Raw genomic sequence first — 15527 nt, forward strand, 5'->3', positions numbered from 1 at the left:
GGCGGGAGCCGGCGGCGCTCATCCCGAAGCGAACGGGAAAGTTGACATTCCCTACCTCTTTGTAGGCTGGACTCATGTCTTTCTCAGATTTCCTCGGTATGTTCGACCCCGGTTTCGACCCTCGCAAGCCTCATGGCGGCGCCGGCCGCGGTGACGGACGGTCCGGCCGATCGGGCGGAGCCGACGACGACCCCATCATCATCGACGTGGAGACGGACGGCGACGACGCGCGTCCCTCCGGCGCCGGCAACGGCGGCAACACCGGCAACGGCGGACGCCCGCCCCGCGGCCCCGAGTTCCCGCGGCTGACGCGCAGGCCCGATCGCTCGCGCAATCCCGGCGCGAACCGCGGCACCAAGATCCTCATCGGCGTCGTCCTCGCGCTCGCCGTGCTCGTGGGCCTCTTCTTCGGCCTGTCGCAGTTCATCACCGATCTCATGTGGTACGGCCAGCTCGGCTTCCAGTCGGTCGTGTGGACGCAGCTGGGGGTGAAGGTCGGCCTGTGGGCCGCCTACGCCCTCGTCATGGCGATCGTCGGCTTCGTGTCGGCCTGGCTCGCGATCCGCGCTCGCCCGGACGACCCCGACGGCATGAGCGTGCGCATCGACGGCGACGTCGTCGAGGTGAACAAAACGGTCAGCTCGAAGACCGCCCGCCGCATCGCCGTCGCGGTCTCCGCGATCGTCGGCGTCGTGTTCGGCGCGCAGTTCAACGCGAACTGGGCCGACGTGCTGCTCATGTTCAACGCGCAGAGCTTCGGCGTCAGGGACCCGCAGTTCGGCCTCGACAACGGCTTCTACGTGTTCGTGCTGCCGGGTCTGAGGCTCGTGATGTCCGCCGTGTCGATGCTGCTGCTCATCGGCATCGTCTTCTCGATCGTCACCCACGTGATGATGGGCGGCATCCGTCTGACCATGCCGGTCAAGGGCCGCGGCCTGTTCGCCATCACCAGGCGCGCCCGCCGCCAGATCGCGATCTGGCTGATGCTCAACATGTTCGGCCTCGCCGCCCAGATGGTCATCGGCGTGTTCTCCAGCCTGACCGAGCAGGGCGGCCGCATCACCGGCGCCACCTACACCACGGTCCACGCCACCATCCCCGTCACCTTCGTCATGGCCGCCCTCGTGGCGATCCTCGGCGTCGTGCTCGGCGTGTGGCTGATGCGCTCGCACGCGCTCGAGGGCAGCGCCCCGATCGGCGTGCGCGCCTCCGCCGCCCTGAAGGCGTGGCGCACCCCGCTCGTCGCCATCGCGGTCGTGGTCGTCGTCTCGATGGCCCTGACCGTCGTCTGGCCGGCCCTCCTGCAGCGCTTCCGCGTCAACCCGAACGCGCAGGAGATGGAGTCGACCTACATCCAGCGCAACATCGACGCCACGCGCGCCGCCTACGGTCTCGACAAGCTCAAGACCGAGAACTACAAGGCCGTCACCAAGGGCGAGTCCGGCGCGCTGAGCGCCGAGGGCGAGACCACCGCGCAGATCCGACTGCTCGACCCGCAGGTCGTCTCCCCGACGTTCAAGCAGCTGCAGCAGTCCAAGCAGTACTACACCTTCGCCGACACGCTCGCCGTCGACAAGTACGAGATCGACGGCAAGAGCCAGGACACGGTCATCGCCGCGCGCGAGCTCGACCTCGACGGCAACGACAACCGCAACTGGGTCAACGACCACACCGTGTACACGCACGGCTATGGCGTCGTCGCCGCGTACGGCAACAAGGTGACCGCCGACGGCCAGCCGCAGTTCTTCGAATCCGGCATCCCCACCCAGGGCAAGCTCACCGAATCCGAGAAGTACGAGCCGCGCATCTACTTCTCACCCAACATGAAGGAGTACTCGATCGTCGGCGCGCCGAAGGGCACCGCCGCGTGGGAGTTCGACTATCCGACCGGATCCAAGGGCGCGACCAACACGTTCTCCGGCGACGGCGGACCGTCCGTCGGCAACCTGTTCTCGAGGCTCCTGTACGCGATCCGCTTCGGCTCCGACCAGATCCTGTTCTCCGACCGCGTAACGAGCGCGTCGCAGATCCTCTACGACCGCTCCCCGCGCGAGCGCGTCGCCAAGGTCGCCCCGTACCTCACGCTCGACGGTCGCGTCTACCCGGCGGTGGTCGACGGCCGCGTCAAGTGGATCGTCGACGGCTACACCACGTCCGACGCCTACCCGTACTCGCAGATGACCGACCTCGGCTCGGCCACCCAGGACTCCACGACCGTCTCCTCGGACACGGTCACCGGACTGGGCTCGCAGCAGGCCAACTACATCCGCAACTCCGTCAAGGCCACCGTCGACGCGTACGACGGCTCGGTCGACCTGTACGTGTGGGACACGAGCGACCCGGTCATCAAGGCGTGGGAGCAGGTCTTCCCCGGCCAGTACCACCAGCTGAGCGAGATCTCCGGCGATCTCATGAGCCACATGCGCTACCCGGAGAACCTGTTCAAGGTGCAGCGCGAGTTGCTCTCCAAGTACCACGTCACCTCCGCCAGCCAGTACTACTCGGGCGAGGACTTCTGGCAGACGCCGGTCGACCCCACCGAGTCGCAGACGCAGCAGGACCGCGACATCCTCCAGCCGCCCTACTACCTGACCCTCCAGACCGGAGGCACCAAGGAGCCGGTGTTCTCGCTGACCTCCTCGTACATCCCCGCCGGCACGTCCACGCGCGAGATCCTCACCGGCTTCCTGTCGGTCGACTCCGACGCCGGCTCGACCAAGGGCAGGATCGGACCCAACTACGGCACGCTGAGACTGCAGGAGCTGCCGAAGGACTCCAACGTGCCCGGCCCCGGACAGGCGCAGAACAACTTCAACGCCGACGCCGACGTGTCCAAGGAGCTCAACCTCCTGCAGTCCGGCTCGACCCAGGTCGTGCGCGGCAACCTGCTCACGCTGCCGCTCGGCGGCGGTCTGGTGTACGTGCAGCCCGTGTACGTCAAGTCCTCCGGCGCCACGTCGTTCCCGCTGCTGAAGAAGGTGCTCGTCGCGTTCGGCGACCAGGTCGGCTTCGACGACACGCTCGACGGCGCGCTCGATCAGGTCTTCGGCGGCGACTCCGGCGCGTCCGCGGGCGACGCCGAGAACGCGTCCGGCTCGTCCGGCAAGTCCGACGCGACGGAGCCCGGCGACCAATCCGACCAATCGGATCAGTCCGATGATCAGTCGAAGAGCGACGGCAAGACTGACTCGTCCGGCTCGTCGGCCGCCTCCAGCCCCGAACTCCAGCAGGCCCTCAAGGACGCCGCCCAGGCGATGCAGGACGGCCAGGCCGCCATGAAGGACGGCGACTGGAGCTCCTACGGCGAGGCCCAGAAGCGCCTCGAGGAGGCCCTCAACAAGGCCATCGAACTGGACCAGTGACGTGGACGGGCGTCGGCCGTCGGGCCCGCGGTCATCCGCGACGGACCGACCGGCGCCTGAGACCCCCCCGACGGATATCCCGCCATCCCCGTGAATCCCCGCGTCGAGGCATACGACGCGGGGATCCGCATATCCGGGGCGGGACGCGGGGCATACCGGTCCGACGGCCGATGCTATCGTCATGGACCATGACCACGCCATCCACGTCCTACTGTTTCCGTCCGGCCGACGCGTCCGATCCGGCCGACCTGCGGGCCATCACCGACATCTACAACGCGGCCGTCGTCGAGGGCGGCTCGACCGCCGACCTGACCCCGCGCACCGCGGACCAGCGCCGCGCATGGGTCGAATCCCACAGGCCCCCGTACGGCGTCTTCGTCGTCGAGGACGACGAGAGCGGCGAGGTCGTCGCCTTCGGCGCCTTGTCGGTCTTCTATGACCGCGCCGGATACGACGGCGTCACCGACCTCGCCTACTACATCGCCCCCGCATGGCGGCGCAGGGGAGTGGGCGCCTTCCTGCTGGACCACCTGCTGACCGAGGCCCGCGGACGCGGCATGCGCAAGGCCATCGGCGTCATCTTCGCCGACAACGCCGGATCCATCGCCCTGATGCGCCGCTTCGGCTTCACCCGCTTCGGCACGCTGCCCGCCGCCGCGAGGGACGCGACCGGCGTCATGCTCGACATGTCCTACTGGTACCTCGACCTGTGAGCCCACGGGGCGGTTCCGCCGGTGCGGGTACAATCCTTAGGGTTTTCAACGAATCGAAGGAGTGACATGGCATCGGATTTCTGGCTGATCGCGGGACTGGGCAACCCCGGCAAGAAGTATGAGGGCACCCGCCACAACATGGGGTTCATGACCGCCGACGTGCTGGCCGAACGCTGGTCGGTCAACTTCGCCGACCACAAGGGGCTCGCGCTCCTCGGCCGCTCCGTCATGAACCTCGACGGGCGCGCCGTCAAGTTCTTCCTCGCCAAGCCCCTGACCTACATGAACGAGTCCGGCAACGCGGTCTCCTCGATCGCCTCCTACTACCAGATCGAACCCGACCACATCGTCGTCATCCACGACGACATGGACCTCGAGTTCGGCCGCATCAAGGTCAAGGCCGGCGGCTCCGCGGGAGGCCACAACGGCATCAAGTCCATCGACCGCTCCCTCGGCACGCCGAAGTACGCGCGCGTGCGCATGGGCGTCGGCCACGCCAGGCGCGGCGCCAACGCGCACGACAACACCGTCAACTGGGTGCTCGGCGGCTTCGGCCCCGACCAGCGCAAGCAGCTGCCCGAATTCCTCGCCGACGGCGCCGACGCCGCCGAGGAGATCATCTTCCACGGACTCGCCAAGACCCAGGAGAAGTTCAATGGCCGCTGAGTCCGGCACCACCGGCCAGACGCCCATGACCGGGAACATGCCGATCGACGGCGCGCTCGCCGGCGTCCTCGAATCCCTCGGCCGTGACCCGGTCTTCGCCGAGGTCGTCGCCGGCGGCATCGAGGAGACCGACGACGTCGACGGCTCGATCGTCGTCGGCGCGCCCGCCGGCCTGCGTCCCGCCCTCGCCGCCGCCATCGCGCGCGGCCTCGGCGGCGCCTCGCCCAAGCCGGTCGTCCTCGTCGTCGCCTCCGGACGCGAGGCCGAGGAGACCGTCGGCGCCCTGCGCTCCTGGTACGACGGCGACCCGAACGACATCGCCCAGCTCGAGGCGTGGGAGACCCTGCCGCACGAGCGACTGAGCCCGCGCGCCGACACCGTCGCCAGCCGCATGGCCGTCTTCCGGCGCCTCAAGCACCCGAGCGAGACGGACCCGATGTTCGGGCCCGTCCGCATCCTCGTCATGCCGGTGCGCTCGCTCATCCAGCCCGTCGTCGCCGGCCTCGCCGACGTCGAGCCGCTCGTCTTCACGCAAGGTGAGGAGCTGCCGCTCGATCAGGCATCGAGGCGTCTGATCGAGAACGCGTACACGCGCGTCGACCTCGTCATGGACCGCGGCGAGTTCGCCGTGCGCGGCGGCATCCTCGACGTGTTCCCGCCGACCGCGCCGCATCCGGTGCGCATCGAGTTCTTCGGCGACGAGATCGACCAGATCAAGGAGTTCCACGCCTCGGACCAGCGCACGTACGGCGACGGCATGAGGACCATCTGGGCCACGCCCTGCCGCGAGCTGCAGCTGACCGACAAGGTGCGCAAGCGCGCCAAGGCGCTCATCGGCTCGATCCCGAACGCCGAGGACATGCTCGAGTCCATCGCCGACGCCATCCCCGTCGAGGGCATGGAATCGCTGATGCCGGCCCTGATCGACGACATGGAGCCGGTCTCCTCGATGATCGACAAGCGCGCCGTCATCCTCCTGTCCGACCCGGAGAAGCTGCGTCGCGCCGCCGACGACCTGACGAAGACCGCGAACGAGTTCCTCGCCGCCAGCTGGCACGTCGCCGCGTCCGGCCACGGCGCCGGCGCCCCGATCAGCTTCGACCAGGCGAGCTTCCTCGACTTCGAGGAGACCGTGCGCGCGTTCGGCGTGACCGGCCACGACGTCATCGACCTGACCAGCTTCACCGTCGACGACACCCGCCCCGGCCACGTGCAGACGCACGCGCAGAACCCGGCCGAGTACCGCGGCGACGAGTCGAAGGCCGCCGCCGGCATCGATGGGCTCATCGACGCCGGCTTCGAGGTCGTCGTCACCGCCGGCGCGAAGGGCACGCTCGCCAGGCTCAAGCGCGCCATCAACGAGACCGGCATCACCCGCTTCGAGACGATCCGCTCGCAGGCCGTCGACGGCTTCGTCGACACGGCCGCGAACGTCGCCCTGCTCACCGAACGCGACCTGACCGGCCGCACGTCGGCCGTCGGCGTGGCCAAGACGCCGAAGCGCCGGCGCAAGGCCATCGATCTGATGGAGCTCAAGGCCGGCGACTACGTCGTGCACGAGCAGCACGGCATCGGCCGGTTCGTCGAGATGCGCCAGCGCACGATCGGCACCGGCGCGAACCGGACGACGCGCGAGTACCTCGTCATCGAATACGCGCCGAGCAAGCGCGGCGCCCCGCCGGACAAGCTGTTCATCCCCACCGACCAGCTCGACCAGGTCAGCAAGTACATCGGCGCCGAGGCCCCGAAGCTCAACAAGCTCGGCGGCTCCGACTGGGCCGCGACCAAGGCGAAGGCGCGCAAGCACGTCAAGGAGATCGCCGACGACCTGGTCAGGCTGTACTCGGCCCGCCAGCGCACGCCCGGCTTCGCGTTCAGCCCGGACACGCCGTGGCAGAAGGAGCTGGAGGACGCGTTCCCGTACCAGGAGACGCCCGACCAGCTCACCACCATCGACGAGGTCAAGCACGACATGGAGCAGCCGCGCCCGATGGACCGCCTCATCTGCGGCGACGTCGGCTTCGGCAAGACCGAGATCGCGGTGCGCGCCGCGTTCAAGGCCATCCAGGACGGCAAGCAGGTGGCCGTGCTCGTGCCCACCACGCTGCTCGTCCAGCAGCACTACGAGACGTTCACCGAACGCTACGAGGGATTCCCCGTCACCGTCAAGGCGATGAGCCGCTTCCAGAAGCCCAAGGAGATCAAGGAGACCATCGAGGGCCTGGAATCCGGCGGCGTCGACGTGGTCATCGGCACGCACAAGCTTCTGAACCCGAAGATCAAGTTCAAGGATCTGGGCCTCGTCATCATCGACGAGGAGCAGCGCTTCGGCGTCGAACACAAGGAGACGCTCAAGGCCCTGCGCACCAACGTCGACGTGCTCTCGCTGTCCGCGACGCCGATCCCGCGCACGCTCGAGATGGCGGTCACCGGCATCCGCGAGATGTCCACGCTCGCCACGCCCCCGGAGGACCGTCTGCCGGTCCTGACGTACGTGGGCGCGTACGAGGACGCGCAGGTGACCGCGGCCGTGCGCCGCGAGCTGCTGCGCGGCGGACAGGTGTTCTACGTGCACAACCGCGTCGAGGACATCGCGCGCGTCGCCGAGAAAATCCACACGCTCGTGCCGGAGGCGAAGGTCGGCATCGCGCACGGCAAGATGGGCGAGAAGCAGCTCGACCAGATCATCCGCGACTTCTGGCACCGCGACATCGACGTGCTCGTGTGCACGACGATCATCGAGACCGGACTCGACATCTCCAACGCGAACACGCTGATCGTCGACCACGCCGACCGCTTCGGCCTGAGCCAGCTCCACCAGCTGAGGGGCCGCGTCGGCCGCGGCCGCGAACGCGCGTACGCGTACTTCTTGTACGACCCGAGCAAGACGATGACCCAGCAGTCGCACGACAGGCTCGCGACCATCGCGCAGAACACGGCGCTGGGAAGCGGCTTCGACGTGGCGATGAAGGATCTGGAATTGAGGGGCACCGGCAACCTGCTCGGCGACCAGCAGTCCGGCCACATCGAGGGCGTCGGCTTCGACCTGTATGTGCGCATGGTCTCCGAGGCCGTCGAGGCGTACAAGGAGCCGGACAAGGCGTTGGAGCCGGAGAACGTGTCCATCGACCTGCCGGTCGAGGCGTCGATCCCGGTCTCCTACATCGACTCGGACAAGCTGCGCCTCGAGGCGTACCGCAAGCTCGCCTCCGCGCGCGGCGAACAGGACCTCAAGGACCTCGCCGAGGAACTCGTCGACCGCTACGGCCCGCTGCCCGAGGAGTTCGAGATGCTCTTCGGCGTGGCGCGCCTCAAGTTCAAGGCCCGCAAGCTCGGCATCTCGGAGATCCTCGCGCAGTCGAACCGTCTGCGCGTCGGACGCGTCGACCCGCCGGAGTCCATCCTGATGCGCATGTCGCGCATCTACAAGGGCTTCCAGTACCGTCCGGTCACCCACCAGATGATCATCCCCACCCCGTTCGCGGGCACGCTCGGCGGCAAGCCCATGCCCGGCGAGCAGGTCATGGACTGGGTCAGCGACCTGCTCAACGACCTTGCATGGACACCGCCGTCAAGCAAACGGCAGAGCCGTTTGTAGGCGGTGTGCGAGACGACAGTCGAGCCAACGATGAGCCGGCCGTCAGGCCGTCCAGCATTGCCGGACCACCGCCGTCAAGCAAACGGCAGAGCCGTTTGTAGGCGGTGTGCCCGGCGACAGCCGGGCCGATGATGAGCCGGCCGAGGCCGTCGGACATTGCCGGACACCCTCTAGGAAGTGACCTTCCCGGTGATGCCGAGCCGCACCGCCATCTGGCCGGTGAGGCTGAACGAGCCCTCCGTGTTCCTTGACGAATACGGATTCTTCTTCGTCTCCGCCGTCACGGGGAACACGCTCAGCGCCGGCGTCATCTCGTGGTAGGTCACGCCGCTCCCGTCGTCGGCCGCGCCGGACGCGCCGAGGAAGAACACGTAGGTCTTGCCGACGTCGAGCCTGCCCGCGCCGGACGATGCGGACGTGTAGCCGTTGAACAGGAGGATCTCGCCCGTGGGCGGCGGTTCCATGCGGTTCGCCGCCTCCATGCCGCCGCCGGGGATCGCCCCGAGCACCTTCGCGTTGATCCATGTGTCGTAGCCGGCGTTCTCATCCTCCGGCGCCGTGCAGCCGGTGATCGTGGCGACCACGACGGCGTCCGACGCCTCCTCCAGCTCGTCCAGCGAGTCGTACGACGGCCAGTCGTACCGTGCGTCCGATTGCCGTCCGACGCACTTCGTGCTCGCGTACGAGACCGCGGGTTTCTCCAATTTCGGTCCGACCAGCCCGACCACGCCCATCGTGACCGACGCCGCGACCGCCATCGCGCCGGCGACCGCCGCGGCGATCGTCCTTGCATCCATCCGCTTCATCGCGCTCCTCCCTTCCGGGAATATGTCGGAATCATCGTCGATCCCGTGTTGTCTCCATTGTCCCACCGTCCGGCGCCCGCCGCCGCCCGTACGGCTCATACGTTCGGGCAGATCCCGATCTCCCCGCCGGCCGGCGGGTAGACTGGGCGACCATGAACGACATGCACATCCGCCGCGCCGAGAAGCGCGACATCCCCGAACTCCACCGTCTGCTGCGGCAGGTCGCCGACGTCCACCACGACGGCCGGCCCGACCTGTTCAAGCCTAACGCCACGAAATACACCGACGACGAGCTCGCCGGCATCGTCGCCGACGACGAGACGCCCGTGTTCGGCGCGTTCGCCGACGACGATAGGACCCTGTACGGCTACGCGTTCTGCGTCTTCCAGCGCCACCCCGGCAACCACGTCCTGACGGACATCACCACCCTGTACATCGACGACATCTGCGTCGACGAGGCGGCCCGCGGCAGGCATGTGGGAACCGCCGTCTACCGTCACGTCATCGACTTCGCCAGGACGAACGGCTGCTACAACGTCACCCTCAACGTGTGGTCGTGCAACCCCGGCGCACAGGCGTTCTACGAAGCGATGGGCCTCAAGCCCTACAAGGTCGGCATGGAGACGATCCTGTAGGGCTCAAGGCCCATCGACGGTTGGCGGCGGGGGCGGCTACCGCAGCGACGCGCGCAGCCGGTCCTCGAGCGCGGCATGGTCCGCGGGGCGACCCTCCGCGTCGAGCGACGACCGGTCGATCGCGATGTCGGACGCGATGACGCCGTCGGACATCACCAGCACCCTATCGGACAGGCGCACGGCCTCGGCGATGTCGTGCGTGACCATGAGCACGCCCCAGCCGTGCTCCGCCTCGAGCGAGGCGAGCAGATCCTGCATGTCGTAGCGGGTGAGCGAATCCAGCGCGCCGAACGGCTCGTCGAGCAGCAGGAGCTCGGGGTCGCGCACCAGGGCGCGCGCGAGCGACGCCCGCTGCGCCTGTCCGCCGGACAGGGCCGTCGGCCACGCATCCATGTGGTCGGCGAGCTGCACCTGCTCCAGGGCACGACGCGCGATCTCGCGCCGTTCGGCCTTGGAGCCCGGCAGACCCAGCGTCACGTTGTCCCACAGGCGGATCCACGGCACGAGCCGGGAATCCTGGAATCCGATCGCCTGCGAGCCGGTGGCGCGCACGTCGCCGCCGGTCGGCTCGAGCAGTCCCGAGACGATGCGCAGCAGCGTCGACTTGCCGCAGCCCGACCGGCCGATCAGCGAGACGAACTCGCCGGCGCGCAGCGTGAACGAGACGTCGCGCAGCACCGGCCTGCCGTCGAAGGACAGGGCGATGCGCTCCGCCTCGATCAGGGGCGCGTCCGCGCCGGATCGTCCGTTGGTCATGTTCCCGTGTTCCTTTCCGATCGTCGCGGTCCCGCTCACTTCGTGCAGTCGAGCACGTAGTCGTCGAGGTTCGGCTTGGACTTGATGAACCCGAAGTCGACGTACTGCTGGGCGATGTCCTCGAGCATCTGGCGGCCCTTGGCGTCGACGGGGAGGATCTCCGGCACGTCGAACTTGCGCACCTGGTCGACGATCTTGTCGGACGCGCCGAACTTCTTGTACGCGTCGTAGATGAACTCCGGATCCTTGGCCGCCTTGTCGGACTCCTTGACGAGCGCCTGGTAGAGCTTCTTGACGATCTCGGGGTGCGCGGTGGCGAACTTGCGGGAGACCATGTGCAGGGTCACGTTCTTCGAGTCGTAGTCCTTGCCGGTGACGATGAGCTTCGCGCCCGGGGTGGCGATCGCGGAGGCGAGGTTCTGGTCGTACGTGGCCAGCGCGTCGATCTTGCCGGAGGAGAACGCGGCGGAGAAGTCGGTCTGGGCCAGCTGCACGATGTTGACCTTCGAGTAGTCGAGTCCGGCGTGCTCGAACGCGGCCTTGAGCACGTAGTCGCCGGTCGCGCCCTTCTTGTCGATGCCGACGCGCTTGCCGTACAGGTCCTTGAGGCTGTTCACGCCGGAGCCGGGGGCCGCGACGATGCCCTGCGAGTCGCCGTCGTAGTACTCGATCGCGTACGCGACCCACGGCGCCTTCTGGTCGGCGAGGTTGATGAAGTAGCCGGTGCCGGTGCTCGACGTGTCGGCCTTGCCGGCGAGGATCACCTTGTAGGCGTCGTCCGGCGGGTTGAACGGGCCGGAGAACTCGGCCTTGTACGGCTCCATCGTGGACTTGACGAAGCTCTCGTCCTTGATGGTCGTCAGGTAGTTGGCGGTCGACAGGTACGCCACGCGGATCGTGTCCGTGTCCGTCGAGGAGGACGCGGAGCCCTGCGAGGAGGAGCCGCAGGCGGCGAGCGAGACGACTGCCGCGGCCGCGCACACGGCGGTCAGGGCGCGGCGGACGGTGGCGCGCACGCCGGGGCGACGGGCGGGGGACTGGTTGGTGATGACGTTCATGATGATTGTTCCTTCTTCTTGATATACGGGTATGCGGGTGATATGCGGAATGTGCGGGTGGCGCGTGCGCGGATGCGGTCAGGCGGCAGCGCGGCCGCGCCACGGCGTGAGCGCCCGCTCCAGCGCGCCGACGAGCGCCTCGGAGCCGAGGCCGAGGATCGCGTACAGCACGATGCACAGCACCATCTGGTCGGTGCGGGAGAACTGCTGGGCGCGCGAGAGGATGTAGCCGATGCCGACGGTGGAGTTCACCGTCTCGCAGGTGACCAGGGCGATCCACGACACGGTGATCGCGAACCGCAGACCGGTCATGAAGCTCGGCAGCGCGCCGCGGAACAGGATGCGGCGGAACACCAGCGCGCGCGGCAGATGGTAGGCGCGGGCCAGCTCGATCAGCTTCGGGTCGAGCCCGCGGATGCCGTCGCGCAGGTTCACGTAGATCAGGCCGAACACGCCCACGGCGATCAGCGCCACCTTCATCGTCTCCTCGATGCCGAGCCAGATGATCAGCAGCGGCGAGAGCGCGGGGAAGGGGATGGCGCGCAGCATGTGCACCGGCTTGTCGATGATCGCGAAGCCGAGCCGCGTCGCGCCGGTGAGCACCGCCGCCGGCACGGCCAGCGCGACGCCCAGGGCGAGGCCGGCCAGCACGCGCGCCAGGCTCATGCCGATCGACGGCCACAGCAGGCCTTCGGCGTTCAGGTCGGTCCACGCGGCGATGACCTCGGCCGGCGATGGCAGAGGCCGCGAATCCGCGGGGGAGAGGGTGGCGAGGAACCACCATATACAGAGGGCGACCGTCGAGGCCCATGCGCCCAGACCCCTCAGCACACGCGTCGCGCCGCCCGCGCGTCGGGTCCGCATGCTCGCGAACCCCGCCTCGGCGGACGCCGTCCCCGGGCGCGAAGATACGGCTCCGCCCCGGATGGTGTGCTGATGAGTCGATGGCGATGGATTGCCGGACGGACGCACGGAAGAATCGTGCATCGTGACATTTCCTTCGTTAGTGCTAACTACATCAGGTTCGACGAGTATGATCTCAGCCCAGCCGACCCGCTTTCGCGTCCGTTGCATACGTGGTTCGCGTACGTCGCGCGCGGCGGTCCAGCGTGTTTAAGGCGTTCGGCCCGGGCACCCCGTGTCATGAGCCATTGGAACTCATATGCTGGACAAAACCTGAACGCGTGCCGCGCCCGCGTGGCACAATCGCACAATCGACGCGCGCAGACGGCGGCCCCGCGAGGGCGGGTCCGGCGGACACATGCGGGTGAACGCCGAGGGAACGATGATGGAACCGAAGGCGTGGTTTCAGTGTATTTCCAATGACTGTGAGCGCTCACAACACGCTTTGCGAGCCTCTTGCGCGTAGTCCACAAATCGCACTATTCTTGACGTTGTCATCACAACATAACGTTAAAGGAGCAGTTGTGGCAGCTATTGAAAGCGTGTACGCGCGTCAGATTCTCGATTCCCGCGGCAACCCGACCGTCCAGGTCGTCCTGGACACCGAGGACGGCGCCCGTGGTCTGGGTCTGGTCCCGTCCGGCGCCTCCACCGGCGAGGCCGAGGCCTGGGAGCGTCGTGACGGCGACAAGTCCGTCTACGGCGGCAAGGGCGTCCTCAACGCGGTCAAGGCCGTCAACGAGGAGATCGCCCCGAAGGTCATCGGCATGGACGCCACCGACCAGCGCGCCCTCGACGACCTGATGATCGAGCTCGACGGCACCCCGAACAAGGGCCGCCTCGGCGCCAACGCCATCCTGGGCGTCTCCCTGGCCGCCCTGTACGCCTCCGCCGAGTCCGCGGACCTGCCGCTGTACCGCTACATCGGCGGCACCAACGGCCACATCCTGCCGGTCCCGAACATGAACATCATGAACGGCGGCGCCCACGCGGACTTCGCCACCGACATCCAGGAGTACATGATCTCCCCGTACGGCTTCGACACCTACTCCGAGGCCCTGCAGGCCGGCGTCGAGGTCTACCACACCCTCAAGAACGTCCTGAAGAAGGAAGGCCTGAACACCGGCCTCGGCGACGAGGGCGGCTTCGCGCCGAAGATGAAGTCTAACAAGGACTCCCTGAACTACATCATGGACGCCATCTCCGCCGCCGGCTACGAGCCGGGCAAGCAGATCGGCATCTCCCTGGACGTCGCCTCCTCCGAGTTCTACAACAAGGAGACCGGCAAGTACCACTTCGAGGGCGACGACCGCGAGTCCGGCTACATGCTCGACTTCTACGAGCAGCTCATCGAGGAGTACCCGATCGTCTCCATCGAGGATCCGTTCCAGGAGGAGGGCTGGTCCGACTGGACCGCCATCACCGCCAAGCTCGGCGATCGTCTGCAGTTCGTCGGCGACGACCTGCTGGTGACCAACCCGGCTCGCCTGGCCAAGGCCATCGAGCTCGGCGCCGCCAACTCCCTGCTGGTCAAGCTCAACCAGATCGGCACCGTCACCGAGACCCTCGACGCCATCGAGCTGGCCACCGCCAACGGCTACACCTCCATGGTCTCCCACCGTTCCGGCGAGACCCCGGACACCACCATCTCCGATCTCGCGGTCGCCAAGAACACCCGCCAGATCAAGACCGGCGCCCCGGCCCGTGGCGAGCGCGTTGCCAAGTACAACCGCCTGCTCGAGATCGAGGAGGAGCTCGGCTCCACCGCTCAGTACGCCGGCTACAGCGCCTTCAAGGCCTGCAAGAAGTACCTGGCCAAGTGAGCATCGCCCACGGCCTGCCGTACTCCGGCTGACCGATTGACCGCATAGGTCATCGCGCATCGCTACCCGTCGCGTTCGCCCCGTCGAATGCGGCGGGTAGTTTTGTATGCCATGAGCACACGGAACCGGACCACATCGACAGGAGCCAAGGCCTCGAACGTCAAGAAACGTCAGCGTTCCGGCAACTTCGGACCCATCGCCTTCTTCGTCTCGCTCTTCATCGTGGCGGTCGGCACGATCCAGCTCGTCTCCACGTTCAACACCTACGCCACCGATCTGGCGCACCTCAACAGCCTCAAGCGCGAGGAGGCGGCGCTCATCGCCCAGAAGCAGGAGCTCGAGAACGACATCTCCCGCTGGAACGACAAGAACTACGTGGCCGCGCAGGCCCGCGAGCGGCTCGGCTTCGTCTTCCCCGGCGAGCAGTCGGTCCTCGTGCAGAACCCGCAGGCCGTGACCGGCGGCACGACCGGCGAACAGACGACGGGCTCGGCCGACGGCACGGACACGTCGAAGCAGCTGCCTTGGTACAGTGAGCTCTCGTACGCGTTCAAGAAGGCCGACGAACCGGCCGAACAGAAGAACACCACCACCCAGAACACGAAGGGACAGCAGTGACCCACATCGATCCGTCGGCCCTCGCCGACGCCATCCTCGAACACCCGGCCACCGACGAGGACTACGCCATCGTCGAACGACAGCTGGGACGCTACCCGCGCGGCATGGTCGCCGTGGGCGCGCGCTGCGCGTGCGGCCGGCCGCTCGCCGTCGTCACCCGCCCGCTGCTGCCCGGCGGCGTGCCGTTCCCGACCACCTGCTACCTGACCAGCCCCGAGGCCGTCAAGGCCGCCTCCCACGTCGAGGCGGACGGCGCGATGCGCGACTACACCGAGCTGGTCGAGCAGGACGAGGACGTCAGGGCCGCGTACGCCGAAGCCCACAGGCTCTACCTCGCCTTCCGCCACGAGATCGCGGTCAGACTCGGCGACTCCGAGGAGCACATCGAGGGCACCTCCGCCGGCGGCATGCCCGTGCGCGTCAAGTGCCTGCACGCGCTGATCGCCCAGTCCCTGGTGATGGGCCCCGGCGCCAACCCGATCGGCGACATGGTCCTCGAACGCGTCAGGGACGAGTTCGATCCGGCCGTGTGCCGCTGCAGCGTGGAATAGCGATCAACCAGGACACCAATCAGCATCAGCAAAGGAGC

The 15527-nt window shown here is 67.7% G+C and carries 12 protein-coding genes; 8 read left to right on the plus strand and 4 right to left on the minus strand.

The window, feature by feature from the left end; translation table 11 throughout:
- The first annotated feature begins 74 nt into the window (after positions 1 to 74).
- The 4 genes from JS528_RS06165 (at position 75) to mfd (ending at position 8339) form a co-directional block, all read left to right on the plus strand.
- Positions 75 to 3362, plus strand: coding sequence for a UPF0182 family membrane protein (locus JS528_RS06165; RefSeq protein ID WP_214358214.1), 3288 nt, complete (start codon positions 75 to 77; stop codon positions 3360 to 3362).
- A 188-nt stretch (positions 3363 to 3550) separates the two neighbouring features.
- On the plus strand, positions 3551 to 4075 hold the full coding sequence (locus JS528_RS06170; RefSeq protein WP_214358215.1) for a GNAT family N-acetyltransferase: 525 nt from the start codon (positions 3551 to 3553) through the stop codon (positions 4073 to 4075).
- A gap of 66 nt (positions 4076 to 4141) precedes the next feature.
- The gene (gene pth, locus JS528_RS06175; protein WP_214358216.1) at positions 4142 to 4741 is read left to right on the plus strand and encodes an aminoacyl-tRNA hydrolase; all 600 of its coding nucleotides are present in this window, start codon (positions 4142 to 4144) and stop codon (positions 4739 to 4741) included.
- 25 nt (positions 4742 to 4766) lie between these two features.
- Positions 4767 to 8339 (plus strand): transcription-repair coupling factor, encoded by a 3573-nt coding sequence (mfd, locus tag JS528_RS06180; protein WP_420838203.1) that lies wholly within the window; start codon positions 4767 to 4769, stop codon positions 8337 to 8339.
- A 170-nt stretch (positions 8340 to 8509) separates the two neighbouring features.
- Here mfd and JS528_RS06185 read toward each other — a convergent pair whose 3' ends face one another.
- Complete coding sequence (locus JS528_RS06185) at positions 8510 to 9145, minus strand: hypothetical protein (protein WP_214358218.1); 636 nt, start codon at positions 9143 to 9145, stop codon at positions 8510 to 8512.
- 152 nt (positions 9146 to 9297) lie between these two features.
- Between JS528_RS06185 and JS528_RS06190 the strand changes: the two genes are divergently transcribed.
- Positions 9298 to 9780 (plus strand): GNAT family N-acetyltransferase, encoded by a 483-nt coding sequence (locus JS528_RS06190; RefSeq protein WP_214358219.1) that lies wholly within the window; start codon positions 9298 to 9300, stop codon positions 9778 to 9780.
- Between the two features lie 36 nt (positions 9781 to 9816).
- On the opposite strand, the gene JS528_RS06195 is transcribed toward JS528_RS06190, so the two are convergent.
- The 3 genes from JS528_RS06195 to JS528_RS06205 all read right to left on the minus strand — a co-directional run bounded on the left by JS528_RS06195 (position 9817) and on the right by JS528_RS06205 (position 12458).
- On the minus strand, positions 9817 to 10536 hold the full coding sequence (locus JS528_RS06195) for an ABC transporter ATP-binding protein (RefSeq protein ID WP_214358220.1): 720 nt from the start codon (positions 10534 to 10536) through the stop codon (positions 9817 to 9819).
- A 35-nt stretch (positions 10537 to 10571) separates the two neighbouring features.
- The gene (locus JS528_RS06200) at positions 10572 to 11594 is read right to left on the minus strand and encodes an ABC transporter substrate-binding protein (protein ID WP_214358221.1); all 1023 of its coding nucleotides are present in this window, start codon (positions 11592 to 11594) and stop codon (positions 10572 to 10574) included.
- A 78-nt stretch (positions 11595 to 11672) separates the two neighbouring features.
- Positions 11673 to 12458 carry an ABC transporter permease gene (locus JS528_RS06205; RefSeq protein WP_240541364.1) on the minus strand — a complete coding sequence of 262 codons (786 nt, stop codon included), beginning with the start codon at positions 12456 to 12458 and terminating at the stop codon, positions 11673 to 11675.
- A gap of 563 nt (positions 12459 to 13021) precedes the next feature.
- Between JS528_RS06205 and eno the strand changes: the two genes are divergently transcribed.
- From eno to JS528_RS06220, 3 genes are all read left to right on the plus strand, one after another.
- Complete coding sequence (eno, locus tag JS528_RS06210) at positions 13022 to 14320, plus strand: phosphopyruvate hydratase (RefSeq protein WP_214358223.1); 1299 nt, start codon at positions 13022 to 13024, stop codon at positions 14318 to 14320.
- A gap of 111 nt (positions 14321 to 14431) precedes the next feature.
- Positions 14432 to 14938, plus strand: a complete 507-nt coding sequence (locus JS528_RS06215; protein ID WP_240541365.1) for an FtsB family cell division protein — start codon at positions 14432 to 14434, stop codon at positions 14936 to 14938.
- The gene (locus JS528_RS06220) at positions 14935 to 15489 is read left to right on the plus strand and encodes a DUF501 domain-containing protein (RefSeq protein WP_420838200.1); all 555 of its coding nucleotides are present in this window, start codon (positions 14935 to 14937) and stop codon (positions 15487 to 15489) included. The genes JS528_RS06215 and JS528_RS06220 overlap by 4 nt, the downstream gene beginning before the upstream one ends.
- The last annotated feature ends 38 nt before the right edge of the window (positions 15490 to 15527 follow it).

This window comes from Bifidobacterium santillanense, assembly GCF_018555385.1.
In the GTDB taxonomy this organism is placed as follows: domain Bacteria; phylum Actinomycetota; class Actinomycetes; order Actinomycetales; family Bifidobacteriaceae; genus Bifidobacterium; species Bifidobacterium santillanense.